Consider the following 24,056-nt stretch of genomic DNA (forward strand, 5'->3'; position numbering starts at 1 on the left):
CGGCACGCCCAGGCGCTACCATAAGGGCTTCGTTATTTTGTCAGGAAAAGCCATGAAACGTGCCGTTGTTGTATTCAGTGGAGGTCAGGACTCCACGACTTGTCTGGCGCAAGCGCTGCATCAGTATGATGAAGTGCACTGCGTGACCTTTGATTATGGTCAGCGCCATCGCGCTGAGATTGATGTCGCACGTGACCTGGCCTTAAAACTTGGCGCGCGCGCGCACAAAGTGCTTGATGTCACATTGCTCAGTGAACTGGCTGTCAGCAGCCTGACCCGCGATAACATTCCGGTACCCGATTACGAACCGGATGCGAACGGCATTCCCAATACCTTTGTGCCAGGACGCAATATTCTGTTCTTAACGCTGGCAGCAATTTACGCGTACCAGGTGCAGGCAGAGGCGGTCATTACCGGCGTTTGTGAGACCGATTTCTCCGGCTATCCGGACTGTCGCGATGAGTTCGTTAAAGCCCTGAACCATGCTGTAAGCTTGGGGATGGCGAAAGATATTCGCTTTGAAACCCCACTGATGTGGATCGATAAAGCCGAAACCTGGGCACTGGCCGATTATTGGGGCAAGCTGGACCTGGTACGCGAAGAAACGCTGACCTGCTATAACGGCATCAAAGGTGACGGTTGCGGTCACTGTGCGGCGTGTAATCTGCGTGCCAACGGCCTGAACCATTATCTGGCGGATAAATCGGCAGTGATGGCGGCAATGAAGCAGAAAACCGGGTTAAAGTGATTGTATTGCCGGATGGCGCTTTGCTTATCCGGCCTACATGCAGTTGCAGCAACTCTTGTAGGCCGGATAAGACGCTTGAGCGTCGCCTTCCGGCAGTCGCAGCCACTACTGCACCATCTGCTCCAGTTTTTCGCGCAACTCCCCTTCCAGCGGCAGCGCTTTTTGCGTCTTCAAATCAATGCAGACGAACGTAATCAGCGCATCAGCCACCACCTGCCCTTCTGGCTCCAGGGTAATGGTCTGATTTAACACGCCACTTTTGCCATTTAACTGTTGAACCTGACTGGTGATAGTCAGCAGGTCGCTCAGCACCGCAGGACGGCGGTAGTTGATATTAATATTCACGACCACAAAAGCGATGTTGTGTGCGGTCATCCACTGAAAGCTGTCGCTGTTTTCCAGACCATCCCAGCGGGCCTCTTCCAGAAACTCCAGATAGCGGGCATTGTTAACGTGCTGATAGACATCAAGATGAAAACCACGAACTTTGATTTGTGTTTGCATAGCGCAGGAGCCTTACGTTGTTTTTATAGGAACAGACTTTTGAGTAAAGAGGTCATAACTGGTATGACCTCTACAGTCTGGCAAACTTTCAGCGCTCTGCAAGTTATTGAAGTGTTAAAACTGCCAGGTTACGCTCAACCAGTGAACTGCCCATGCCCGGCACCTGCTTTAAATCGTCCACCGTTTTAAACGGCCCGTACTCCTCACGATAGCTCACAATCGCCTGCGCTTTCTTTAGACCCACGCCATTCATAACTCGCGCTAAATCCTCCGCAGAAGCGTTGTTGATGCTTACCCTGGTGCCCTCATCGTCGCTTGCTTTAGCGGGCAGTGTGGCTTTGCTTTGTGCCGCCCCTGGGTTTTCCGCTTTGGTTTGAGTCGCCTGGCTTTTGGCGACAGGCTCAGCCGCCAATGCGGTTTGGGCCATACCAGCGCAGGTCAATGAAAGAGTGATAAGCAGAGCTTTGATTCCATGTTTCATACTGTTTTCTCCTTGTTTGTTAACAGTGGAATCACGATAGCGAGGTGCAGAACGGCAGACAAACGGCAAATATCAGAAATGGAAAAGGCCGCGAAAGCGGCCTTTGGTAGATACAACTTTTTGCAATTTTTTGCGAACTGCCTCGGTTATTGCTGCTGTTCCAGCGCATCCCCGATTTTAATTTTTGCGGCTTTACGCAGGTTGCTCATCAGCGCTTCGAAGACAATCTGCGCGTTGTTCTGAGTGATCCCCTGAACCATCGCTTTCTTCTGCGCTTCAGGCATAGAACCGGCTTTCACCTCGTCCAACGCCAACAGAACAACGTTACCCTGCATGTCGTTCGCGACGCCGTAGCTCGGTTTGTCTTTCGCCGGCAGGCTCAGACCAAAGGCAGCCTGGCTCAGCGGATCCTGACCCGTACGGCTCAGCGTTTTCGCCTCGCCAAAGCTCAGACCCGCCGCTTTCATCGCTTCATCGCCTTTACCGGCTTTCAGATCCGCCAGCAGTTTATCGGCATCAAGCTTCGCCTGCTGCTCTGCTTTATTGTGCTTAACGAGCGCAGTTACCTGCTCTTTCACTTCAGCCAGTGGCTTCACGGCTTCGGCTTTGTGCTCTGCAATACGCAGCACGAACGCACGATCGCCGTCCACGGTGATGATATCGGAGTTACTGCCAGGCGTACCGTTCTCACCAACCAGACCACCATTGAAAATGATGTCAGCGACTGGTTTGAAATTCAGTTCTTCCGGCAGGCTGTCACGGCTAAACCAGCCCGTTTCAACCGCTTTCATACCCGCAGCCTGCTCTGCACCCGCCAGAGATTCGTTATCATTGCTGGCCGCGTCGCTGACTTTCTGCTGCAGCGCATAGTACGCATCCAGCGCTTTTTCCTGCTTCACTTTTGCCGCAATCTCGTCACGGGCTTCGCTCAGCGGTTTAACTTGCGCAGGCTGTACGTCGTCAAGACGCGCAACGAGGAAACCAACGGAAGACTTAATTACGCCAGACAGTTGGCCTTTTTCTTTCAGACCAGCATTTTTCAGCTCATCCGGGGTGGTGGAATCTTCCAGCCATCCCATATCGCCGCCTTTACGGGCAGAGATGATATCGGCAGATTTTTCTTTCGCCAGCGCAGCAAAATCACCGCCTTTGTTCAGCTCGTCCAGTACCGCTTTGGCTTCATCTTCCGTTTTGGTCTGAATGATGCTGTAGCGGTTACGCTGCGGCTGAGTGAACTGATCCTGATGCTGGTCATAGTAAGACTGAATATCAGCATCGCTGGCCGTCTCCTGCATAGCAGCGGCGTCCAGCTTGATGTAGCTCACGCGGAACTGTTCCGGCGTCATAAAGTTGTTTTTATTCTGCTCGTAGTAGCTGGCAACTTCCTGCTCGGTAACAGACTGCTTCGCGGCCAGTGCGTTAACGTCAATCGTCGCCTCGCGCACGATACGCTGCTGTGCGACCAGCGCCGCCAGTTCGTCCGTTTCGCCTTTCAACATGAAGTCCGTACCGGCAACACCGTTAATCAGCTGCTGTGTCGTAAGCTGATTACGTAATGCCTGAGCGTACTGGTCTGCAGTCATTCCCATTTGATTGACAATCGCGTTGTAGCGGTTGTTATCAAACTTGCCGTCCACCTGGAACGCAGGCGTGGCGAAAATGGCCTGTTTAACCTGATCGTCGCTGATGTTGAGCTTAAGCTCGCGGGAATACTGATCCAGCAGCGCTTCGTCAACAAGACGATTCAGCACCTGCTGACGCAGCGTTTTCATATAACCTTCGTTCGCGGCCAGCTCGGAGTATTGATCGCCCAGCTGTTGCTGCATGCGGTTACGTTCACTGTTGAACGCATTCTCGAACTGCCCGCGGCTGATCTCCTGGCCATTCACTTTGGCGGCGAAGTTATTGCCCCCGCCAATCAGGTAACCACTCACGCCGGTCAAAATGAACGACACGATAATGATACCGAAAATAATCTTGAGCACGAGACTGTTAGCAGCCGTGCGTAAGCTGTCCATCATGGTGTAACCACACTCCGCTGTAGATGACTATACGCGTTATCCTCTCTGCTGCCCCCGCGTTGATGACAACAACGGCAACAAGGATTTTGAGTATATATGCTTCACGCAGCATAGCGTTTCCTGAACGCTGCGCACAAAGGTCTATTGTGACAAGAAACAGGGGCAATTGTCAGCCCACAACGCGTAGAAAGTACCGGAATTACAAATAAAAAAGGCACATCAGTCGATGCGCCCTTGTACTTCGTCACATCCCCAAAGGGGAAATCACTTAGTTTACCGCGTCTTTCAGTGCTTTACCTGCACGGAAGCCCGGTACTTTAGCCGCGGCGATGGTGATCTCTTTACCTGTTTGCGGGTTGCGACCAGTACGGGCAGCACGCTCTTTAACGGCAAAAGTACCAAAACCTACCAGCGCTACGTCATCACCTTCTTTCAGAGATTCGGTAACAGAAGCAATAATTGCATCTAACGCACGTCCAGCCGCAGCTTTAGAGATATCAGCCCCTGCAGCAATTTTGTCGATCAGTTGAGATTTATTCACTCTTCTCTTCCTCTTTATAATTTATATCGCACCTGAATCCTTCAAAGTGCGACCGCGCAGCAGTTATATCAGGCCTGCCATGCCCTTACAACACCCGTTAATGATGGCAAGCCCAATCCGTTATCTAAATTAGCTATACAAAAAAAGGCTGGCAAGCCCGAAATGGCCTGCCAGCCCTGTTTTTATTAATGCTCTTTGCGCGAGGTCACTATTTTGCCGTCACAACCTGCATTCCAGAGGGTTCATTTTGCAACGCAAGAGTCAGAACTTCCTCAATACGTTTCACCGGGTGAATATTAAGATCGGCAATTACGTTGTCCGGAATCTCTTCCAGGTCACGTTTGTTCTCATCGGGAATTAAGACCGTCTTAATGCCGCCACGGTGTGCCGCCAGCAGTTTTTCTTTCAAACCACCGATAGGCAGAACCTGACCACGCAGGGTGATCTCACCCGTCATCGCCACGTCGGCGCGAACTGGGTTACCGGTAAGACAAGAAACCAGCGCAGTACACATAGCAATACCCGCACTTGGACCGTCTTTCGGCGTAGCCCCTTCAGGTACGTGAACGTGGATGTCGCGTTTTTCGTAAAAGTCCGGGTTAATACCCAGTTTTTCCGCACGCGCGCGCACCACGGTCAGCGCAGCCTGAATCGACTCCTGCATGACTTCACCCAGAGAACCGGTGTAGGTCAACTTACCTTTACCCGGTACGCAGGCGGTTTCGATAGTCAGCAGATCGCCGCCAACTTCCGTCCACGCCAGACCCGTCACCTGACCAACGCGGTTTTCGTTGTCCGCGCGGCCATAGTCAAAGCGCTGTACTCCCAGATAATCGTGCAGGTTGTCGCCATTGATCTCAATATGTTTCAGCGATTTATCCAGCAGCAGCTGTTTCACCGCTTTACGGCACAGTTTAGAGATTTCACGTTCCAGACTACGCACGCCTGCTTCACGGGTGTAGTAACGAATAATGCCCACAATGGCGCTATCGTCGACCGTCAGCTCACCTTTTTTCAGCGCATTACGCTCAATCTGTTTCGGCAACAGGTGACGTTTGGCAATGTTCAGCTTTTCGTCTTCGGTATAACCGGACAGACGGATCACTTCCATACGATCCAGCAACGGTGCCGGAATATTCATGGAGTTAGAGGTCGCAACAAACATCACGTCGCTGAGATCGTAGTCCACTTCCAGGTAGTGATCGCTGAACGCCACGTTCTGCTCTGGATCCAGCACTTCAAGCAGCGCGGAAGCCGGATCGCCACGCATGTCGGAAGACATTTTGTCGATCTCATCAAGCAGGAACAGCGGGTTTTTAACGCCCACTTTGGCCATTTTCTGGATCAGTTTACCCGGCATAGAACCGATATAGGTCCGGCGGTGACCGCGAATTTCGGCTTCATCACGCACGCCGCCCAGCGCCATACGGATGTATTTACGCCCAGTTGCCTTCGCGATGGACTGCCCCAGAGAGGTTTTACCTACCCCCGGCGGTCCAACCAGACACAGGATCGGCCCCTTGATTTTATTTACACGGCTTTGAACCGCGAGGTACTCAAGGATACGGTCTTTGACGCGCTCCAGACCATAATGGTCGGTATCGAGGATTTCCTGCGCCTGGCGTAGGTCTTTTTTGACCTTGCTACGCGCATTCCACGGCACCTGTACCATCCAGTCGATGTAGCCACGCACCACGGTCGCTTCCGCCGACATAGGAGACATCATTTTCAGCTTCTGCAGTTCTGCTTCCGCTTTCTCTTTTGCCTCTTTCGGCATTTTCGCCGCGTCGATTTTACGCTTCAACGCTTCGTTTTCGTCCGGTGCATCGTCCATCTCACCGAGTTCTTTCTGAATAGCTTTCATCTGCTCGTTCAGATAGTACTCGCGCTGAGATTTTTCCATCTGCTTTTTCACACGGTTGCGAATGCGTTTCTCAACCTGCAGCAGATCGATTTCAGATTCCATCATCGCCATCAGATATTCCAGACGTTCGTTAACGTCGGACATCTCCAGCACGGACTGCTTGTCAGCCAGCTTCAGCGGCATGTGTGCAGCGATGGTATCCGCCAGACGTGCAGGATCGTCAATGCTGTTCAGCGACGTCAGCACTTCTGGTGGGATTTTCTTGTTCAGCTTGATATAGCCTTCGAACTGGCTGATAGCGGTACGCACCAGCACTTCCTGTTCGCGCTCATCAATAGCAGGCGAGTCAAGGTACTCTGCTTTCGCAGAGAAATGCTCGCCGTTGTCAGACAGCGCAGAAATACGCGCACGCTGTAACCCCTCGACCAGCACTTTTACGGTGCCGTCAGGCAGTTTCAGCATCTGCAAAATAGAGGCCACGGTCCCGACGGTGAAAAGATCGTTTACACCCGGCTCATCCGTTGACGCTTCTTTCTGTGCGACCAGCATGATTTTTTTATCATGGTCCATAGCCGCTTCCAGACAACGGATAGATTTTTCCCGCCCTACAAATAAGGGTATGACCATGTGCGGATAAACCACCACATCGCGCAACGGCAATACGGGGATTTCAATGCGTTCAGAACGCTCAGGATTCATAGAGCTCTCTCTTAGTTTAGTTTCCGCCAGGTAATCAGATGGTACGACTGTGCTTCACACCACCTTTAACATGTATGTCAGTATATGGGGATGTTTCCCACACATTCAACGCCATGTTTACGGAAAAATAAAAGGGGAGATAAAATCCCCCCTTTTTAATTAAATGTCTGTATGAATTGATGAATTATTCGCCAGATGCCTGCTGCGCTTCCGGCTTACCGTAAATCAGCAATGGCTTGCTCTGACCGCCAATCACCGACTCATCGATCACCACTTTTTCGACGTCTTCCATAGAAGGCAGATCGTACATGGTGTCGAGCAGCGCGGCTTCGACGATAGAACGCAGACCACGAGCACCGGTTTTACGCGCCATCGCTTTCTTGGCGATCGCATCCAGCGCTTCCTCACGGAATTCCAGATCGACACCTTCAAGATTGAACAGCGCCTGGTACTGCTTGGTCAGGGCGTTTTTCGGCTCTTTGAGGATCTGGATCAACGCTTCTTCGCTCAGCTCGCTCAGCGTTGCCACAACCGGCAGACGACCGATGAACTCAGGGATCAGACCAAATTTGATCAGATCTTCCGGTTCGACCTGCGACAGCAGTTCACCTTCGCTGGCTTTATCAGACTGTGCTTTTACCGTTGCGCCAAAACCAATGCCGGAGCCGGTTTCAACACGGTTAGCAATGACTTTATCCAGACCGGCAAATGCACCACCGCAGATAAACAGGATCTTGGAGGTATCAACCTGCAGGAATTCCTGCTGAGGATGTTTACGACCACCCTGTGGCGGAACGGCAGCAACCGTCCCTTCGATCAGTTTCAACAGCGCCTGCTGTACGCCTTCGCCGGAAACGTCACGGGTAATAGATGGGTTATCAGACTTACGAGAAATCTTGTCGATCTCATCGATATAGACGATCCCACGCTGTGCTTTCTGCACGTCGTAATCGCACTTCTGCAACAGCTTCTGAATAATATTTTCAACATCTTCACCCACATAACCGGCTTCGGTCAGCGTGGTGGCATCAGCCATGGTGAACGGAACGTCCAGCAGGCGCGCCAGCGTTTCAGCCAGCAGCGTTTTACCGGAACCCGTCGGGCCAATCAGCAGGATGTTACTTTTGCCCAACTCGACGCCATTGCTGGTGTCGCCGTTGCGCAGACGTTTGTAATGGTTGTATACCGCGACCGCCAGCACTTTCTTCGCCTGCTCCTGACCGATAACGTAATCGTCCAGGTGGTTGCGAATTTCATGTGGCGTCGGCAGCGCACTGCGTTCACGGTGCGGTGCTACTTCCTTAATCTCTTCGCGAATGATGTCGTTGCATAAATCAACACATTCGTCGCAGATATACACGGATGGACCGGCAATCAGCTTACGCACTTCATGCTGGCTTTTGCCGCAAAAAGAGCAGTACAACAATTTGCCCGAGCCATCTTTGCGTTTATCTGTCATGGGTCAAAACCTCTTCTTTGTTCTTTGTGCCGCACACGACGACGCAAATGCCATTCTCAGGCGCAAGACGCTAGTCAGCGTTGTGCCGCTCCAGGTAATTATAGCGGCACACCTGCGCACTGGGCATTAATTACGATGGGTCAAAATCGAGTCGACCAGACCGTACTCTACCGCTTCAGAAGCGGAGAGGAAGCGATCGCGCTCGGTATCACGTTCAATCTGCTCAAGAGATTGACCCGTATGATGCGCCATAAGTTCGTTCATGCGCCCTTTTACCTTCAGGATTTCACGGGCATGAATTTCAATATCCGTTGCCTGGCCCTGGTAACCGCCCAGAGGCTGGTGGATCATGACGCGAGAGTTAGGCAGGCAAAAACGTTTGCCTTTCGCCCCGGCGGTCAGCAGGAACGCACCCATTGAGGCCGCCTGGCCCATACAAATGGTGCTGACGTCCGGCTTAATAAACTGCATGGTGTCATAGATAGACATCCCGGCAGTGATCACTCCACCAGGGGAGTTGATGTACAGGTAGATATCTTTTTCTGGGTTTTCTGCTTCCAGGAACAGCATCTGCGCCACGATCAGGTTAGCCATATGGTCTTCGACCTGGCCGGTCAGAAAAATGACGCGTTCCTTAAGTAGACGAGAATAGATATCAAAAGAGCGCTCACCACGTGAGGTCTGTTCAATGACCATCGGCACCAGCGCCATATGGGGTGCAAAGTTATCTCGTTCGCCGCTGTATGACATTTCCGTCTCCTGGATAAAATTTGAAAAAACCTGCTGTGCTGATTGTAACCTTATGGACGGATTATCAGCTAGTCCCTCAGTAATGGGTACGACATCGCCATAATTCAAGCATAACAATCTTTTGTTGTAACGCTAACACTGAAACGCTGTTTTCGCACTCTTCCCATGCAAAATGCGTGACAAAAAAAAACCCGCCACCAAAAGGTGACGGGCTTGCGTACGAAATTCGAGCTAAAAAAGCGACGAATTACGCCTGCTGGTTCATCAGTTCGTTGAAGGAAGTGGCTTTTTCAGTCACTTTCGCTTTCGCCAGAACGGCTTCAACAGCCTGCTCTTCCAGAGCGACGTTACGCATGTTGTCCATCAGCTCTTTGTTTTTGCTGTAGAACTCAACAACTTCTTTCGGATCTTCGTAAGCAGAAGCCATCTCTTCGATCAGGCCTTTAACGCGATCTTCGTCAGCTTTCAGTTCGTTGGTACGAATCACTTCGCCCAGCAGCAGACCAACAACTACGCGACGCTTAGCCTGTTCTTCGAACAGTTCACGCGGCAGTTCCAGAGCTTGTTTCTCGTTGCCGCCGAAACGTTGTGCAGCCTGACGACGCAGAACGTCGATTTCGCTGTCGATCAGAGCAGCCGGAACGTCGATGTCGTTAGCTTTTACCAGACCTTCGATCGCCTGAGACTTAACGCGGTTACGCACAGCGCCTTTCAGCTCGCGTTCCATGTTTTTACGGACTTCAGCGCGCAGACCTGCTACGGAACCATCTTCAACGCCGAAACGTTTGATGAATTCTTCAGTCAGTTCCGGCAGTTCGCGTTCTTCAACTTTCTTCAGGTTGATAACGAACTTCGCAGCTTTACCTTTCAGGTTTTCAGCGTGGTATTCTTCCGGGAAGGTCACGTCGATAGTGAACTCTTCGCCAGCTTTGTGGCCTTTAACGCCTTCTTCAAAGCCCGGGATCATACGACCCTGGCCCATCGCCAGTACGAAGTCAGACGCTTTGCCGCCTTCGAACTCTTCGCCGTCTACAGAACCGGTGAAGTCGATGGTTACACGGTCTTCTGCATCAGCAGCGCCGTCTTTGTCTTTCCAGGTAGCCTGCTGCTTGCGCAGGGTGTCCAGCATTACGTCAACGTCAGCGTCGGTAACTTCAACAACCGGTTTTTCAACTTCGATTGCTTCCAGGCCAGTCAGCTCAACTTCCGGGTAAACTTCAAACTCTACCGCGTAAGTAAAATCTTCACCCAGTTTGTATTCGCCCGGAACGTAGTTCGGTGCGCCAGCCGGATTGATTTTTTCTTTGATGATCGCGTCAACGAAGTTGCGGCTCATCAGGTCACCCAGAACGTCCTGGCGAACAGACGCGCCATAACGCTGAGCAACAACATTCATCGGTACTTTTCCTTTGCGGAAACCGTCAATACGCACTTTCTTCGCTACGTTGACCAGCTCGCTTTTCACAGCGGTCTCGATGCTGTCAGCAGCGATAGTAATCGTTACACGGCGGCCAAGGCCTTGAGTGGTTTCAACTGAAACTTGCATCTTGTTACCTCAAAAAATCACAGTGCTCGGTCAACTCTTCTCCGCAAGCACAGGTTGTTGGCTTCGCGGAACTGGGATGTTCTCATAAGCAATCACATTCCCTGTCGTCAGAATCATCCCGAAGACATTCCGAAAAATAAGACGCGCATTATAGCGGCATCACTTTTATGAGTCGAGAACGGTTATCGCGCGTTGCTGCGGCTTTTTTCACAATTCCCGGCTAATTTTTGTCTGAATACTGTACGACTGCCCCAGAATTCAGACAAAACAAAACGGCCCGCAGGCCGTTTTCACATAATCTGTAGCAACATACTGGAAAAGCGTCGGTTGTTGCAAATCCGTTTTTACGCGATGCTTCCCGCCCCACGACACGGAGGCGATGCAAAAATCGTATCCTGCAACGCTTCCCACTCCTTAATAGTGTAGGTATGCAGGGCAAGCGCATGAACGGTTGTGGAAAGCTCCGCCGTTAACGTGCTGTAAATCATCCGATGACGATTAAGAAAACGTTCACCTGTAAAGCGATCGCTAACCAGTACAACCTTAAAGTGGCTTTCAGAACCAGCCGGGACATTGTGACGATAGCTTTCATCCACAACTTCGAGGAACACGGGTTCGAACGCTGCCCTTAATTTTTCTTCTATTTGCTCACGAATCATCATGAAATTTTTCCTCCGACAACGCTGAGATGTCACCCATCCCTTTAAATACTAGCCGCTTTTACCGTTTTCATTACACCTTAGCAACAAAAAATTAGCGCTTGTCTGATTTTCTCATTCAAACGGATGAAGTTCACTGATTCCTCACTCCAATTTATTGCAAAAAGTCCGTTTATAGTCTCCACAAAGTCATAAAACGGACAACACAATGAATTTACATGCGTTACCCACTTCCCCTCATCGTTGGCGATGTTATGATGGCGGGAATTTTCTCTAACCATACAATTTAGATTCGCTGAGAGCCCTGGCATGTTTAAAAAAATCCTCGTCCCGTTTGTCGCGCTGTTTATGTTAGCTGGATGCGCAACACCGCCGACCACTATTGAAGTCTCCCCGAAAATTACCCTGCCGCAGCAGGACCCAAGCCTGATGGGTGTGACCGTTAGCATCAACGGAGCCGACCAGCGCCAGGATCAAGCGCTGGCAAAAGTCACCCGCGACAACCAGTTGGTGACCCTGACCGCATCCCGCGACCTGCGTTTCCTGCTGCAAGAAGTACTGGAAAAACAGATGACCGCACGCGGTTATATGATTGGACCGAACGGTGCAGTCAACCTGCAAATCATTGTTAGCCAGCTGTATGCTGACGTGTCTCAGGGTAGCGTGCGCTATAACATCGCCACCAAAGCAGACATCGCCATCATTGCTACCGCCGCCAACGGCAACAAGATGACCAAAAACTACCGCGCAAGCTATTCTGTTGAAGGTGCACTGCAAGCCTCTAACAAAAATATCGCTGATGCCGTTAACAGCGTGCTGACCGACACCATCGCTGATATGTCTCAGGACACCAGCGTTCACGATTTCATCAAGCAGAACGCTCGTTAATTTCTGCCCATATGGCCCGGCGTTCGTCGGGCCTATAGAAGCCCATGTCCAGTCAATACTTACGTATTTTTCAGCAACCACGTTCAGCTATCCTGCTCATTCTGGGGTTCGCCTCCGGTTTACCGCTCGCACTCACCTCCGGTACGCTTCAGGCGTGGATGACAGTCGAGAATATCGATCTTAAAACCATCGGTTTCTTTTCCCTGGTCGGTCAGGCCTACGTATTTAAATTTCTCTGGTCCCCGTTGATGGACCGTTACACGCCACCGTTTTTAGGTCGACGTCGCGGCTGGCTGCTGGCGACCCAGGTGCTGTTGTTAATTTCTATCGCTGCGATGGGCTTTCTGGAGCCTGGCACACAGTTACGCTGGATGGCCGCACTCGCAGTAGTGATCGCTTTTTGCTCGGCATCGCAGGATATCGTCTTTGATGCATGGAAAACCGACGTATTGCCCGCAGAAGACCGCGGTACCGGCGCGGCTATCAGCGTGCTGGGCTATCGATTAGGGATGCTGGTTTCAGGCGGATTGGCCTTGTGGATGGCCGATCGCTGGCTGGGCTGGCAAGGGATGTACTGGCTGATGGCTGCGCTGTTGATTCCCTGTATCATCGCCACCCTGTTAGCACCTGAACCGACTGACACCATTCCGGTGCCTAAAACGCTGGAACAGGCGGTTGCGGCTCCGCTGCGAGACTTCTTTGGTCGTAACAACGCATGGCTGATCCTGCTGCTTATTGTGCTGTATAAGCTCGGGGATGCTTTCGCCATGAGCCTGACCACCACCTTTTTAATCCGCGGCGTTGGGTTTGATGCGGGTGAAGTTGGCGTGGTGAATAAGACACTGGGGCTACTGGCCACCATTGTTGGCGCGCTGTACGGTGGGATCCTGATGCAGCGCCTTTCTCTGTTCCGCGCATTGCTTATTTTCGGCATCCTGCAAGGGGCGTCGAATGCGGGCTACTGGCTACTGTCCATCACTGACAAACACATGTTCAGCATGGCGGCGGCCGTCTTCTTTGAAAACCTGTGCGGCGGAATGGGCACGGCGGCGTTTGTCGCCTTATTAATGACGCTGTGCAATAAGTCCTTCTCAGCGACCCAGTTCGCCCTGCTCTCCGCGCTTTCAGCCGTTGGTCGCGTTTACGTTGGCCCGGTAGCGGGTTGGTTTGTCGAAGCACACGGCTGGCCGACGTTTTATCTGTTCTCCGTGTTTGCCGCGATCCCCGGTCTGATACTGCTGCTGGTATGTCGCCAGACCCTGGAACATAGCTGGCAAAATGAAAGCTTCATTCGGCGCACGGAATTTCGTGGAGCATACAGTCTGGCATTAATGACGCTAGTTGCGGGCTGCTGCCTGCTGCTGGTTTGGCTGCTGCTGTTAACCATGAACGCGCTGGATTACACCAACTTCTCCTTCCTGCCGGAACTGCTTGAAGTCTCAGTGGTGGTCGCTGTCTGCGGGGTCGTTTTTGGTGGATTGCTTGATTATCTGGCATTGCGCAAAACCCGTCTGGCATGATGTTGCATATTTATGCTCTAAATAATTCGAGTTACGGGACAAAAGGCGTGAGCGTTTTGAACAGCGCTTGCGCTGGCCCCGTAGGGGAGAGGCCGAGAGGCCGAATCACGCGGCGACGCAGCAAATCCCCAGGAGCTTACATAAGTAAGTGACTGGGGTGAGCGAGGAAAGCCAACACACCCGTAGCTTGAAGTATGACGAGCATATTTGGTCGTTGTAATCACCCTGCGTAATTATAACGGCGAAATAAGCAACAACTGCTAAAAATAATATTTGTTATTTTGTGCGCCAAAGAATTTGGAAATTATTGACGCCTTTTATATATACTATTTTCCTTACTCGATTCAGCCACGAAAGATTTATTTTTTGTTTCTCAATTGTCCGCTTATTGATAATCAATTGTTAAGCAATTGTTTTATTTTCGTATTGGTTATACCAATTGCCCTCAGTACGCCCCCCACCTGCCCGCTTTCGTTATAACGTGATGTTGCAACAGGTTCTTAAAGCCAAAGCGACATATATTGCAACATATGTGACATGCACGGCAGAACCCAGTAACACAGATCTAGAGATGTTTACAGTAATGTAACCTTCCCGTAAAATGCCCTCACACTTTAAACGCCACCCGGTCCCGTGGAATTGAGGTCGTTAAATGAGACTCAGGAAATACAATAAAAGTTTGGGATGGTTGTCATTAATTGCAGGCACTGCATTACTCAGTGGCTGTAATTCTGCGCTGCTTGACCCTAAAGGACAGATTGGACTGGAACAACGGTCATTGATACTGACGGCATTTGGCCTGATGTTGATTGTCGTTATTCCCGCCATCTTGATGGCTGTTGGTTTTGCCTGGAAGTATCGTGCAAGCAATAAAGATGCGAAGTACAGCCCGAACTGGTCACACTCCAATAAAGTGGAAGCTGTGGTCTGGACGGTGCCGATCTTAATCATCATTTTCCTTGCCGTTCTGACCTGGAAAACCACTCACGCTCTTGAGCCAAGCAAACCGCTGGCGCATGACGAGAAGCCCATTACCATCGAAGTGGTTTCCATGGACTGGAAATGGTTCTTCATCTATCCGGAACAGGGTATCGCTACCGTGAATGAAATCGCCTTCCCGGCGAATACTCCGGTTGAATTCAAAGTGACTTCCAACTCCGTGATGAACTCCTTCTTTATCCCGCGTCTGGGTAGCCAGATTTATGCCATGGCCGGTATGCAGACTCGACTGCATCTGATCGCCAACGAAGTCGGTACTTATGATGGTATCTCCGCAAGTTATAGCGGACCAGGCTTCTCCGGTATGAAGTTCAAGGCTATCGCAACAAAGGACCGCGCCGAATTCGACCAATGGGTTGCTAAAGCTAAACAGTCCACGAACACCATGAGCGACATGGCAGCGTTCGAGAAAGTGGCTGCGCCAAGCGAATACAACCAGGTGGAATACTTCTCCAACGTGAAACCGGATTTGTTTAAAGACGTTATTAACAAATTTATGGCTCACGGTAAGAGCATGGACATGACCCAACCCGAAGGTGAGCACAGCGCACACGAAGGAATGGAAGGCATGGACATGAGCCACGCGGAATCCGCTCACTAAGGGGCCGAGGAAGAATACGATGTTCGGAAAATTGACGCTGGATGCAGTTCCGTTCCATGAACCTATTGTCATGGTTACGATTGCTGCCATTATCATCGGTGGTGCGGCCTTACTGGGCCTTATCACTTACTTCGGTAAGTGGACCTACCTGTGGAAAGAGTGGCTAACCTCGGTTGACCACAAACGCCTTGGCATCATGTATGTCATCGTCGCAATCGTCATGTTGATTCGTGGCTTTGCCGACGCCATCATGATGCGTAGTCAGCAAGCGCTGGCTTCTGCAGGTGAAGCAGGCTTCCTGCCTCCTCACCACTACGACCAGATCTTCACGGCTCACGGCGTGATTATGATCTTCTTCGTGGCAATGCCATTTGTTATCGGTCTGATGAACCTGGTGGTTCCGCTGCAGATCGGCGCACGTGACGTTGCATTCCCGTTCCTGAACAACCTGAGCTTCTGGTTCACCGTTGTCGGCGTAATCCTGGTTAACCTTTCTCTGGGCGTGGGTGAATTCGCGCAGACCGGTTGGCTGGCGTATCCGCCACTTTCGGGAATAGAGTACAGTCCAAGCGTCGGGGTCGACTATTGGATATGGGCAGTCCAGTTGTCCGGTATTGGTACAACCCTGACCGGTATCAACTTCTTTGTGACCATCATTAAGATGCGTGCGCCAGGAATGACCATGTTCAAGATGCCGGTGTTTAGCTGGGCATCTCTGTGCGCGAACATCCTGATCATCGCTTCTTTCCCAATCCTGACGGTTACCGTCGCGTTGCTGACCCTGGATCGCTATCTGGGCACCCATTTCTTTACCAACGATATGGGCGGCAACATGATGATGTACATCAACCTGATTTGGGCCTGGGGCCATCCGGAAGTGTACATTCTGGTTCTGCCAGTCTTCGGTGTGTTCTCCGAAATCGCGGCAACCTTCTCACGTAAACGTCTGTTTGGTTACACCTCGCTGGTGTGGGCAACCGTGTGTATCACCGTTCTGTCGTTCGTTGTTTGGCTGCACCACTTCTTCACCATGGGTGCAGGCGCTAACGTAAACGCCTTCTTCGGTATCACCACCATGATTATCGCCATCCCGACCGGGGTGAAGATCTTCAACTGGCTGTTCACCATGTATCAGGGCCGCATCGTATTCCACTCAGCAATGCTGTGGACGATTGGCTTTATCGTCACCTTCTCAGTCGGCGGCATGACCGGTGTACTGCTGGCGGTGCCGGGTGCGGACTTCGTTCTGCACAACAGTCTGTTCCTGATTGCGCACTTCCATAACGTTATCATCGGCGGTGTCGTATTTGGATGCTTCGCTGGTATGACCTACTGGTGGCCAAAAGCGTTTGGCTTCACGCTGAACGAAACCTGGGGTAAACGCGCATTCTGGTTCTGGATCATCGGCTTCTTCGTAGCATTTATGCCACTGTACGTGCTGGGCTTCATGGGTATGACCCGTCGCCTCAGCCAGCAGATTGATCCACAGTTCCATCCGATGCTGGTCGTTGCCGCCTGCGGTGCCGCGCTGATTGCACTGGGTATCCTGTGCCAGCTGATTCAGATCTTCGTTTCTATTCGCGACCGCGAGCAGAACCGTGACCTGACCGGTGACCCATGGGGTGGTCGTACGCTGGAGTGGGCAACCTCTTCCCCGCCTCCGTTCTATAACTTTGCCGTTGTGCCGCACGTTCACGAGCGTGATGCCTTCTGGGAAATGAAAGAAAAAGGTGAAGCGTACAAGCAACCTGCGCACTATGAAGAAATTCATATGCCGAAGAACAGCGGTGCCGGTATCGTCATTACCGCCTTCGCAACACTGTTTGGTTTCGCCATGATCTGGCATATCTGGTGGCTGGCGATTGCAAGCTTCGCAGGCATGATCATCAGCTGGATTGTGAAAAGCTTTGATGAAGACGTGGATTACTACGTGCCGGTCCCGGAAGTCGAAAAACTGGAAAACCAGCATTTCGATGAGATTACTAAGGCAGGGCTGAAAAATGGCAACTGATACTTTAACGCACGCGACTGCCCACGCGCACGAACACGGGCACCACGATGCAGGCCAGACCAAGATCTTCGGATTCTGGGTCTACCTGATGAGCGACTGCATTCTGTTCTCTATTCTGTTTGCAACCTATGCCGTTCTGGTGAACGGCACCGCAGGTGGCCCGACAGGTAAGGACATTTTTGAACTGCCGTTCGTTCTGGTTGAAACATTCCTGTTGTTATTCAGCTCCATTACTTACGGCATGGCAGCGATTGCCATGTACAAGAACAACAAGAGCCAGGTTATCTCCTGGCTGGCGTTGACCTTCTTGTTCGGTGCCGGATTCATCGGGATGGAACTCTATGAATTCCATCACCTGATTGTTAACGGTATGGGCCCGGATCGCAGCGGCTTCCTGTCTGCGTTCTTCGCGCTGGTCGGTACTCACGGTCTGCACGTCACCTCCGGTCTTATCTGGATGGCGGTGCTGATGGTGCAAGTTGCTCGTCGCGGCCTGACCAGTACTAACCGTACCCGCATCATGTGCCTGAGCCTGTTCTGGCACTTCCTGGATGTGGTGTGGATCTGTGTGTTCACTGTTGTTTATCTGATGGGGGCGATGTAATGAGTCATTCTAACGAGAGCGGCGGCGCATCCCATGGCAGCGTAAAAACCTACATGACAGGTTTTATCCTGTCGATCATCCTGACGGTCATTCCGTTTTGGATGGTGATGACAGGTTCTGCCTCACCGGCCGTCATTCTGGGAACTATTCTGGCAATGGCAGTGGTACAGATTCTGGTGCACCTGGTGTGCTTCCTGCACATGAATAGCAAATCTGATGAAGGTTGGAACATGACGGCCTTTGTCTTTACTGTGCTAATCATCGCCATCCTGGTTGTGGGCTCCATCTGGATTATGTGGAACCTTAACTACAACATGATGATGCACTAAGAGCGGCGATTATGATGTTTAAGCAATACCTGCAAGTAACGAAACCAGGCATCATCTTTGGCAACCTGATCTCGGTGATTGGGGGATTCCTGCTGGCCTCGAAAGGCAGCATTGATTATCCCCTGTTTATCTACACGCTGGTTGGGGTGTCACTGGTTGTGGCGTCGGGTTGTGTATTTAACAACTACATCGACAGGGATATCGACAGGAAGATGGAGAGGACCAAAAACCGCGTGCTGGTTAAAGGTCTGATTTCCCCTGCGGTCTCGCTGGTATACGCCACCCTGCTGGGTATTGCTGGCTTTATGCTGCTGTGGTTTGGCGCGAACCCTCTGGCCTGCTGGCTGGGGGTAATGGGCTTCGTGGTCTATGTGGGCGTTTATAGCCTGTACATGAAGCGCCATTCCGTTTATGGCACGCTGATTGGCTCACTCTCCGGCGCTGCGCCGCCGGTGATTGGCTACTGTGCCGTAACCGGTGAGTTCGATAGCGGTGCATTGATTCTGCTGGCTATTTTCAGCCTGTGGCAGATGCCGCACTCTTACGCGATTGCGATTTTCCGCTTCAAGGATTATCAGGCTGCCAACATCCCGGTACTGCCGGTGGTGAAAGGTATTTCGGTCGCGAAGAACCATATCACGCTGTACATCGTGGCGTTTGCTATCGCCACGCTGATGCTAACCCTGGGCGGCTATGCAGGTTATAAATACCTGATTGTTGCAGCGGCGGTGAGCGTCTGGTGGTTGGGCATGGCGCTGCGCGGTTATAAAGTGGAAGATGACAGAGTCTGGGCGCGCAAGCTGTTCGGTTTCTCCATCATCGCCATTACCGCGCTTTCCGTGATGATGTCCGTCGACTTTATGGTGCCAAACTCGCAGAACCTGCTGACTTACGTCTGGTAAGTTAATCGTCACACCTTCTATGCCGGATGGCGGCTGACGCCTTATCCGGCCTACAAAAAAGCACATAGCTTGTAGGCCGGATAAGTTACGTTCAGATCGCTATCCGGCATTTTCGTCTCCAGCCGACGCCCCTCACAACCCCAACATTTGTTAATAAAGCGCATATTTACCCAGCCTGCTTAGCGCTTTACACTAGGCGCGAAATTAATACAGAGGTGGGAATGAACGATTACAAAATGACGCCCGGTGAGTTGCGCGCCACCTGGGGTTTAGGGACCGTATTCTCGTTGCGCATGCTTGGCATGTTTATGGTCCTGCCGGTTCTGACCACGTACGGTATGGCGCTACAGGGTGCCAGCGAAGCGCTGATAGGCCTTGCTATCGGCATTTACGGTCTGGCCCAGGCCGTCTTCCAGATCCCCTTTGGCCTGCTCTCTGACCGCATCGGTCGTAAGCCGCTTATTGTCGGCGGGCTGGCGGTATTCGTTCTCGGCAGCATAATTGCTGCTCTCTCCGATTCAATCTGGGGCATTATTCTTGGTCGGGCTTTACAAGGCTCTGGCGCCATTGCGGCTGCCGTAATGGCGCTGCTTTCCGACTTAACCCGTGAGCAAAACCGTACCAAAGCGATGGCGTTTATCGGCGTCAGCTTTGGTATCACCTTCGCCATTGCGATGGTGCTGGGACCAATCGTTACCCATGCGCTGGGGCTACACGCGCTGTTCTGGATGATTGCAGCCCTTGCTACCACGGGTATCGTGCTGACCATTTGGGTCGTTCCCAATAGCACTACCCACGTGCTGAACCGCGAGTCGGGCATGGTAAAAGGCAGCTTCAGCAAAGTGCTGGCAGAACCCAAACTGCTGAAGCTCAACTTTGGCATCATGTGTCTGCACATATTGCTGATGTCCACCTTCGTCGCTTTACCAGGCCAACTGGCGAAAGCAGGCTTCCCTGCAGCAGAGCACTGGAAAATTTATCTGGTGACGATGCTGCTGTCCTTTGTTTCCGTGGTGCCATTCATCATTTACGCCGAAGTGAAGCGCAAGATGAAACGCGTGTTCCTCGCCTGCGTGTTACTGATACTTATTGCAGAGATTGTATTGTGGAGCGCTAACGTGCGTTTCTGGGGGTTGATTGCGGGTGTGCAGATATTCTTCCTCGCCTTTAACCTGATGGAAGCCCTCCTCCCCTCTCTTATCAGTAAAGAGTCTCCGGCTGGCTATAAAGGCACGGCGATGGGCGTTTACTCCACCAGCCAGTTTCTTGGCGTGGCGATTGGCGGTTCGCTCGGCGGTTGGGTGGTCGAAATGTTCGATGGTCAGGCCGTATTCCTGGCCGGTGCGCTTCTGGCGGCGGTGTGGTTATTGGTGGCAAGTACAATGAAAGAGCCGCCGTATGTCAGCAGCCTGCGGGTGGAAATCCCACCTGAAATTGCTGCGGATGACACCCTGAAGCAGCGTCTGCTGGCTAAAGAAGGAATAAGCGAAGTGTTAATTGTGGCGAAAGAGCATTCGGCCTACGTGAAAATCGACAGCAAAGTCACCAATCGATTTGAGGTTGAGCAGGCCATCAGCCAGGCGTGAAGATGAGATTTGTCAGATGGCGGCTTACGCCATCTGACATAACGACTTAATCGCGGAAGTTCTTGAACTGGAACGGTTGACCGAGGTCGCCGCCGCGAACCAGTGCCATGACGGATTGCAGGTCGTCACGCGCCTTGCCGGTTACACGGATTTCTTCGCCCTGAATCTGCGCCTGCACCTTCAGTTTGCTGTCTTTGATCAGCTTAACGATTTTCTTTTGCACTGCGCTTTCAATGCCTTGTTTCAGCTTAGCTTCAACAAACCAGGTTTTACCGCTGTGCACGAAGGTTTCTGGTACGTCCAGCGACGTGCCTTCAATACCGCGTTTGAGCAGCTTGGCACGCAGAATATCCAGCAACTGATTGACCTGAAAATCAGACTCGCTCAGCACCTTAATCGTCTTATTTGACTCATTCAGCTCAAAAGTCGCTTCAACGCCACGAAAATCAAAGCGTGACTCCACTTCGCGGCTGGCGTTATCTACCGCGTTACGGGCTTCCTGAAGATCAACTTCAGAGACAATATCGAAAGATGGCATCTTTTCCTCTCCCTTCATTTTTGATGCGAAGCATAATACCTGCAAAGTTACCCAACAGACAGCGCTATACTAGGCTGTATCCTTTAATTGTACGTGGTACTGATACCTGCGAACAATAATGGGGTACGGCCGATATGGATTAACACCTGGTGCTGTTGCAGGTGAGGAGGAAGAATGAAAATTACCGTACTGGGATGTGGAGCGCTAGGACAGCTTTGGCTTACCGCGCTATGCAAACATGGACATGAGGTGCAAGGGTGGCTACGCGTACCGCAACCCTATTGCAGCGTAAACCTGATCGACACGGATGGGTCAGTTTTTAATGAATCCCTGACGGCAAACGACCCCGACTTTTTGGCAAAAAGTGACCTGCTACTGGTCACCCTGAAAGCCTGGCAGGTTTCTGATGCGGTAAAAAGCCTGGCCGCAATTCTGCCTGAAACTACTCCCATTCTGCTGATTCACAACGGCATGGGGACAATTGAAGAGCTGCATAACATTAAGCAACCTCTGCTGATAGGCACCACCACCCACGCGGCACGCCGTGACGGCAACGTCATCATTCATGTCGCTCAGGGAACAACACGCATTGGTCCGGCACGTGAACAAGACGGTGATTTCAGTTATCTGGCTGAAGTCCTGCAAGAGGTGCTACCGGACGTCGCCTGGCACGACACTATTCGCGCCGAGCTGTGGCGAAAGCTGGCCGTCAACTGCGTCATTAACCCGCTAACCGCATTATGGAATTGCCCAAACGGCGAGTTACGCCATCATCCTGAAAAAATAGCACTCATCTGCGAGGAAGTGGCCGCGGTCATTGAACGCGAAGGCCACCATACATCTGTGGACGATTTACGCTATTATGTCGAGCAAGTGATTGACAGTACGGCGGAAAATATCTCATCAATGCTGCAAGACATTCGTGCCCTGCGCCATACTGAGATCGACTACATTACCGGTTATTTGTTAAAACGCGCCCGCGCGCACGGCATCGCCGTCCCGGAAAACGCCCAACTGTTTGAAATGGTAAAGAGAAAGGAAAGTGAGTATGAGCGCTCAAGCACTGGTATGTCTCGCCCCTGGTAGTGAAGAGACCGAAGCGGTCACCACTATCGATCTGCTGGTGCGCGGCGGAATTAAGGTCACAACTGCCAGCGTCGCCAGCGATGGCGACCTGACGATCGTGTGCTCACGCGGAGTGAAGCTGCTGGCGGATGCGCCATTAGTCGAAGTTGCTGACGGCGATTTCGACATTATCGTGCTACCGGGCGGTATTAAAGGCGCCGAGTGTTTCCGCGACAGCCCGCTGCTTATCGAAACCGTGAAACAGTTTCATCGTTCCGGGCGCATTGTCGCGGCAATTTGCGCCGCGGCCGCCACCGTACTCGTCCCACACGATATTTTCCCCATCGGTAACATGACCGGTTTTCCGGCGCTGAAAGACCAAATTCCCGCTGACCAGTGGCAGGACAAGCGCGTCGTATGGGATCCGCGCGTCAATCTGTTAACCAGCCAGGGACCGGGGACTTCCATTGATTTCGGTTTGAAAATCATTGATCTTCTGGTGAGTCGCGAAAAAGCTCACGAGGTGGCGTCACAACTGGTGATGGCCGCGGGAATCTATAACTACTACGAGTAAATCTTCGAGCCACTCCCTTATAAGGAATCATAATGAAAGGATATCTGAGTGGAGTGGCTTTACTGCTCCTTTCCGGTTATGCCACAGCGACGCAACTCGAAATAAAGAGTATTGAATATCGCTATCCCGGAAGCACTGAAATGCAGTATCGCTTGCCATGGTTTTCCTCGACGGATAACCCCAAAGTTGCAAAACGCATTAACGATTATATTTTCGCAAGCTTTATCAATCAGCTACCGGGCAATACTCCACAGGCCACAGTAAATCAGTTTGCGAAATCAGCCATGAATCCCACCGCAAATCTTGACTACACGGTTGAGTATCGCAACGCAAAAATCCTGACGCTCAACATGTTTATCGAAGGTTGCGGGGCGTATTGCGAGTCGTACAATGTGCCGATCAGCTTCGATTTAGCCAGCGGTGCGGCAATTACCCTTAACGATCTCTTTTCCCGGGCTACAATCGCCGAATTAAACACCCGCACCAGAAAAGATATCCGCGGCCAAATCGATACCTTTGTTACGGCGCATAATTCGCAAACACCAGAACAAATAAAAGAAGAGAAAGGTGAAGATTTTAACTATGCCGAATTCTACGCATCGTGCGCAACCTACACCGACGGTTTGTACTACATCGACAAATTCTCCCTGCAAAAAGACCATCTGGCTTTCCTGAACGGACGCTGTAGCAACCACGCCAGCCGTGCGCTCGACGAGTTGGGTGATTTCACAACGAAAATCCCAACCGCGGAACTGCAAAATCAACTCACACCGTACGGCCAATATCTGACTACAGCAAAGAGTACAACACCAGTTTCGCCAGCGCCCGGCATCGACGGCAAAGTCATGTACGGCACGCTGGGTAAAAGCATGCGTATTGTGTTGAAGGTGGACTGCAAATACGGTGATTTTTTTGAAGGGGCTTACTTTTACCAAAAATTTGGCGCACCGATTGAATTGACCGGCAAATGCGACACAGCCGACAATCAACATTATGAACTGAAGACATCTGCGGCTGAAAAAACGCAAGAGAAGATAACGCTGGAATTAAAAGACGGTGTCTATCAGGGGGTCTGGGAGTCGAACGGGAAGACGCTTCCCGTTCGTTTTGAATAATATCGTTATATTGCCGGATGGAGGCGTAACCGCCTTATCCGGCCTACAACAC

General features: G+C 51.5%; 22 protein-coding genes. 12 read left to right on the top strand and 10 right to left on the bottom strand.

The window, feature by feature from the left end; translation table 11 throughout:
• Positions 1–52: 52 nt before the first annotated feature.
• Positions 53–748, top strand: a complete 696-nt coding sequence (gene queC / locus OGX90_RS22565) for a 7-cyano-7-deazaguanine synthase QueC (RefSeq protein WP_043015404.1) — start codon at positions 53–55, stop codon at positions 746–748.
• 105 nt (positions 749–853) lie between these two features.
• Here the strand turns inward: queC and fadM are convergent, their stop codons facing one another.
• From fadM to bolA, 9 genes are all read right to left on the bottom strand, one after another.
• Entirely contained in the window at positions 854–1,252 is a 399-nt protein-coding gene (fadM, locus tag OGX90_RS22570) for a long-chain acyl-CoA thioesterase FadM (protein WP_003021636.1), read from the bottom strand.
• Positions 1,253–1,355: 103 nt separating this feature from the next.
• Positions 1,356–1,733, bottom strand: coding sequence for a helix-hairpin-helix domain-containing protein (locus OGX90_RS22575; RefSeq protein WP_234692802.1), 378 nt, complete (start codon positions 1,731–1,733; stop codon positions 1,356–1,358).
• A 146-nt stretch (positions 1,734–1,879) separates the two neighbouring features.
• Positions 1,880–3,754, bottom strand: coding sequence for a peptidylprolyl isomerase (ppiD, locus tag OGX90_RS22580; protein ID WP_003831016.1), 1,875 nt, complete (start codon positions 3,752–3,754; stop codon positions 1,880–1,882).
• Between the two features lie 268 nt (positions 3,755–4,022).
• The gene (gene hupB / locus OGX90_RS22585) at positions 4,023–4,313 is read right to left on the bottom strand and encodes a nucleoid-associated protein HU-beta (RefSeq protein ID WP_219352570.1); all 291 of its coding nucleotides are present in this window, start codon (positions 4,311–4,313) and stop codon (positions 4,023–4,025) included.
• A gap of 190 nt (positions 4,314–4,503) precedes the next feature.
• Entirely contained in the window at positions 4,504–6,858 is a 2,355-nt protein-coding gene (gene lon / locus OGX90_RS22590) for an endopeptidase La (protein WP_003831014.1), read from the bottom strand.
• Positions 6,859–7,042: 184 nt separating this feature from the next.
• Positions 7,043–8,317 carry an ATP-dependent protease ATP-binding subunit ClpX gene (gene clpX / locus OGX90_RS22595; protein ID WP_003831013.1) on the bottom strand — a complete coding sequence of 425 codons (1,275 nt, stop codon included), beginning with the start codon at positions 8,315–8,317 and terminating at the stop codon, positions 7,043–7,045.
• A gap of 126 nt (positions 8,318–8,443) precedes the next feature.
• Positions 8,444–9,067: an ATP-dependent Clp endopeptidase proteolytic subunit ClpP gene (clpP, locus tag OGX90_RS22600; protein WP_003021624.1), complete on the bottom strand. Its 624-nt coding sequence runs from the start codon at positions 9,065–9,067 to the stop codon at positions 8,444–8,446.
• A gap of 247 nt (positions 9,068–9,314) precedes the next feature.
• Positions 9,315–10,613: a trigger factor gene (gene tig / locus OGX90_RS22605; protein WP_003021622.1), complete on the bottom strand. Its 1,299-nt coding sequence runs from the start codon at positions 10,611–10,613 to the stop codon at positions 9,315–9,317.
• A 344-nt stretch (positions 10,614–10,957) separates the two neighbouring features.
• Positions 10,958–11,275, bottom strand: a complete 318-nt coding sequence (gene bolA / locus OGX90_RS22610) for a transcriptional regulator BolA (RefSeq protein WP_003021619.1) — start codon at positions 11,273–11,275, stop codon at positions 10,958–10,960.
• A 306-nt stretch (positions 11,276–11,581) separates the two neighbouring features.
• Between bolA and OGX90_RS22615 the strand changes: the two genes are divergently transcribed.
• From OGX90_RS22615 to OGX90_RS22650, 8 genes are all read left to right on the top strand, one after another.
• Positions 11,582–12,160 carry a lipoprotein gene (locus tag OGX90_RS22615; RefSeq protein ID WP_016152050.1) on the top strand — a complete coding sequence of 193 codons (579 nt, stop codon included), beginning with the start codon at positions 11,582–11,584 and terminating at the stop codon, positions 12,158–12,160.
• A 44-nt stretch (positions 12,161–12,204) separates the two neighbouring features.
• Complete coding sequence (gene ampG, locus OGX90_RS22620; RefSeq protein WP_286624728.1) at positions 12,205–13,680, top strand: muropeptide MFS transporter AmpG; 1,476 nt, start codon at positions 12,205–12,207, stop codon at positions 13,678–13,680.
• A 652-nt stretch (positions 13,681–14,332) separates the two neighbouring features.
• On the top strand, positions 14,333–15,280 hold the full coding sequence (gene cyoA / locus OGX90_RS22625; RefSeq protein ID WP_032942534.1) for a cytochrome o ubiquinol oxidase subunit II: 948 nt from the start codon (positions 14,333–14,335) through the stop codon (positions 15,278–15,280).
• A 19-nt stretch (positions 15,281–15,299) separates the two neighbouring features.
• The gene (cyoB, locus tag OGX90_RS22630) at positions 15,300–17,291 is read left to right on the top strand and encodes a cytochrome o ubiquinol oxidase subunit I (protein ID WP_003831008.1); all 1,992 of its coding nucleotides are present in this window, start codon (positions 15,300–15,302) and stop codon (positions 17,289–17,291) included.
• Positions 17,281–17,895: a cytochrome o ubiquinol oxidase subunit III gene (locus tag OGX90_RS22635; protein ID WP_003831007.1), complete on the top strand. Its 615-nt coding sequence runs from the start codon at positions 17,281–17,283 to the stop codon at positions 17,893–17,895. Before cyoB ends, OGX90_RS22635 begins: the two co-directional genes overlap by 11 nt.
• Positions 17,895–18,224 carry a cytochrome o ubiquinol oxidase subunit IV gene (locus OGX90_RS22640; RefSeq protein WP_003831006.1) on the top strand — a complete coding sequence of 110 codons (330 nt, stop codon included), beginning with the start codon at positions 17,895–17,897 and terminating at the stop codon, positions 18,222–18,224. The genes OGX90_RS22635 and OGX90_RS22640 overlap by 1 nt, the downstream gene beginning before the upstream one ends.
• A gap of 11 nt (positions 18,225–18,235) precedes the next feature.
• Positions 18,236–19,126, top strand: coding sequence for a heme o synthase (gene cyoE / locus OGX90_RS22645; RefSeq protein WP_003831005.1), 891 nt, complete (start codon positions 18,236–18,238; stop codon positions 19,124–19,126).
• A gap of 221 nt (positions 19,127–19,347) precedes the next feature.
• A complete protein-coding gene (locus tag OGX90_RS22650) occupies positions 19,348–20,712 on the top strand; it encodes an MFS transporter (protein ID WP_057067573.1) in 1,365 nt (454 codons plus the stop codon).
• 46 nt (positions 20,713–20,758) lie between these two features.
• Here the strand turns inward: OGX90_RS22650 and OGX90_RS22655 are convergent, their stop codons facing one another.
• On the bottom strand, positions 20,759–21,250 hold the full coding sequence (locus OGX90_RS22655; RefSeq protein ID WP_003831002.1) for a YajQ family cyclic di-GMP-binding protein: 492 nt from the start codon (positions 21,248–21,250) through the stop codon (positions 20,759–20,761).
• A gap of 174 nt (positions 21,251–21,424) precedes the next feature.
• Between OGX90_RS22655 and panE the strand changes: the two genes are divergently transcribed.
• The 3 genes from panE to OGX90_RS22670 are packed head-to-tail and all read left to right on the top strand — an operon-like array spanning position 21,425 to position 24,004.
• Positions 21,425–22,336 (top strand): 2-dehydropantoate 2-reductase, encoded by a 912-nt coding sequence (gene panE / locus OGX90_RS22660; protein WP_060682658.1) that lies wholly within the window; start codon positions 21,425–21,427, stop codon positions 22,334–22,336.
• Positions 22,299–22,889 carry a protein deglycase YajL gene (yajL, locus tag OGX90_RS22665; RefSeq protein WP_008783935.1) on the top strand — a complete coding sequence of 197 codons (591 nt, stop codon included), beginning with the start codon at positions 22,299–22,301 and terminating at the stop codon, positions 22,887–22,889. Before panE ends, yajL begins: the two co-directional genes overlap by 38 nt.
• A 32-nt stretch (positions 22,890–22,921) precedes the next feature.
• Positions 22,922–24,004, top strand: coding sequence for a hypothetical protein (locus OGX90_RS22670; protein WP_286624730.1), 1,083 nt, complete (start codon positions 22,922–22,924; stop codon positions 24,002–24,004).
• The last annotated feature ends 52 nt before the right edge of the window (positions 24,005–24,056 follow it).

The organism is Citrobacter sp. Cpo012, from assembly GCF_030333015.1.
GTDB classification, from domain to species: Bacteria; Pseudomonadota; Gammaproteobacteria; order Enterobacterales; family Enterobacteriaceae; genus Citrobacter; species Citrobacter portucalensis.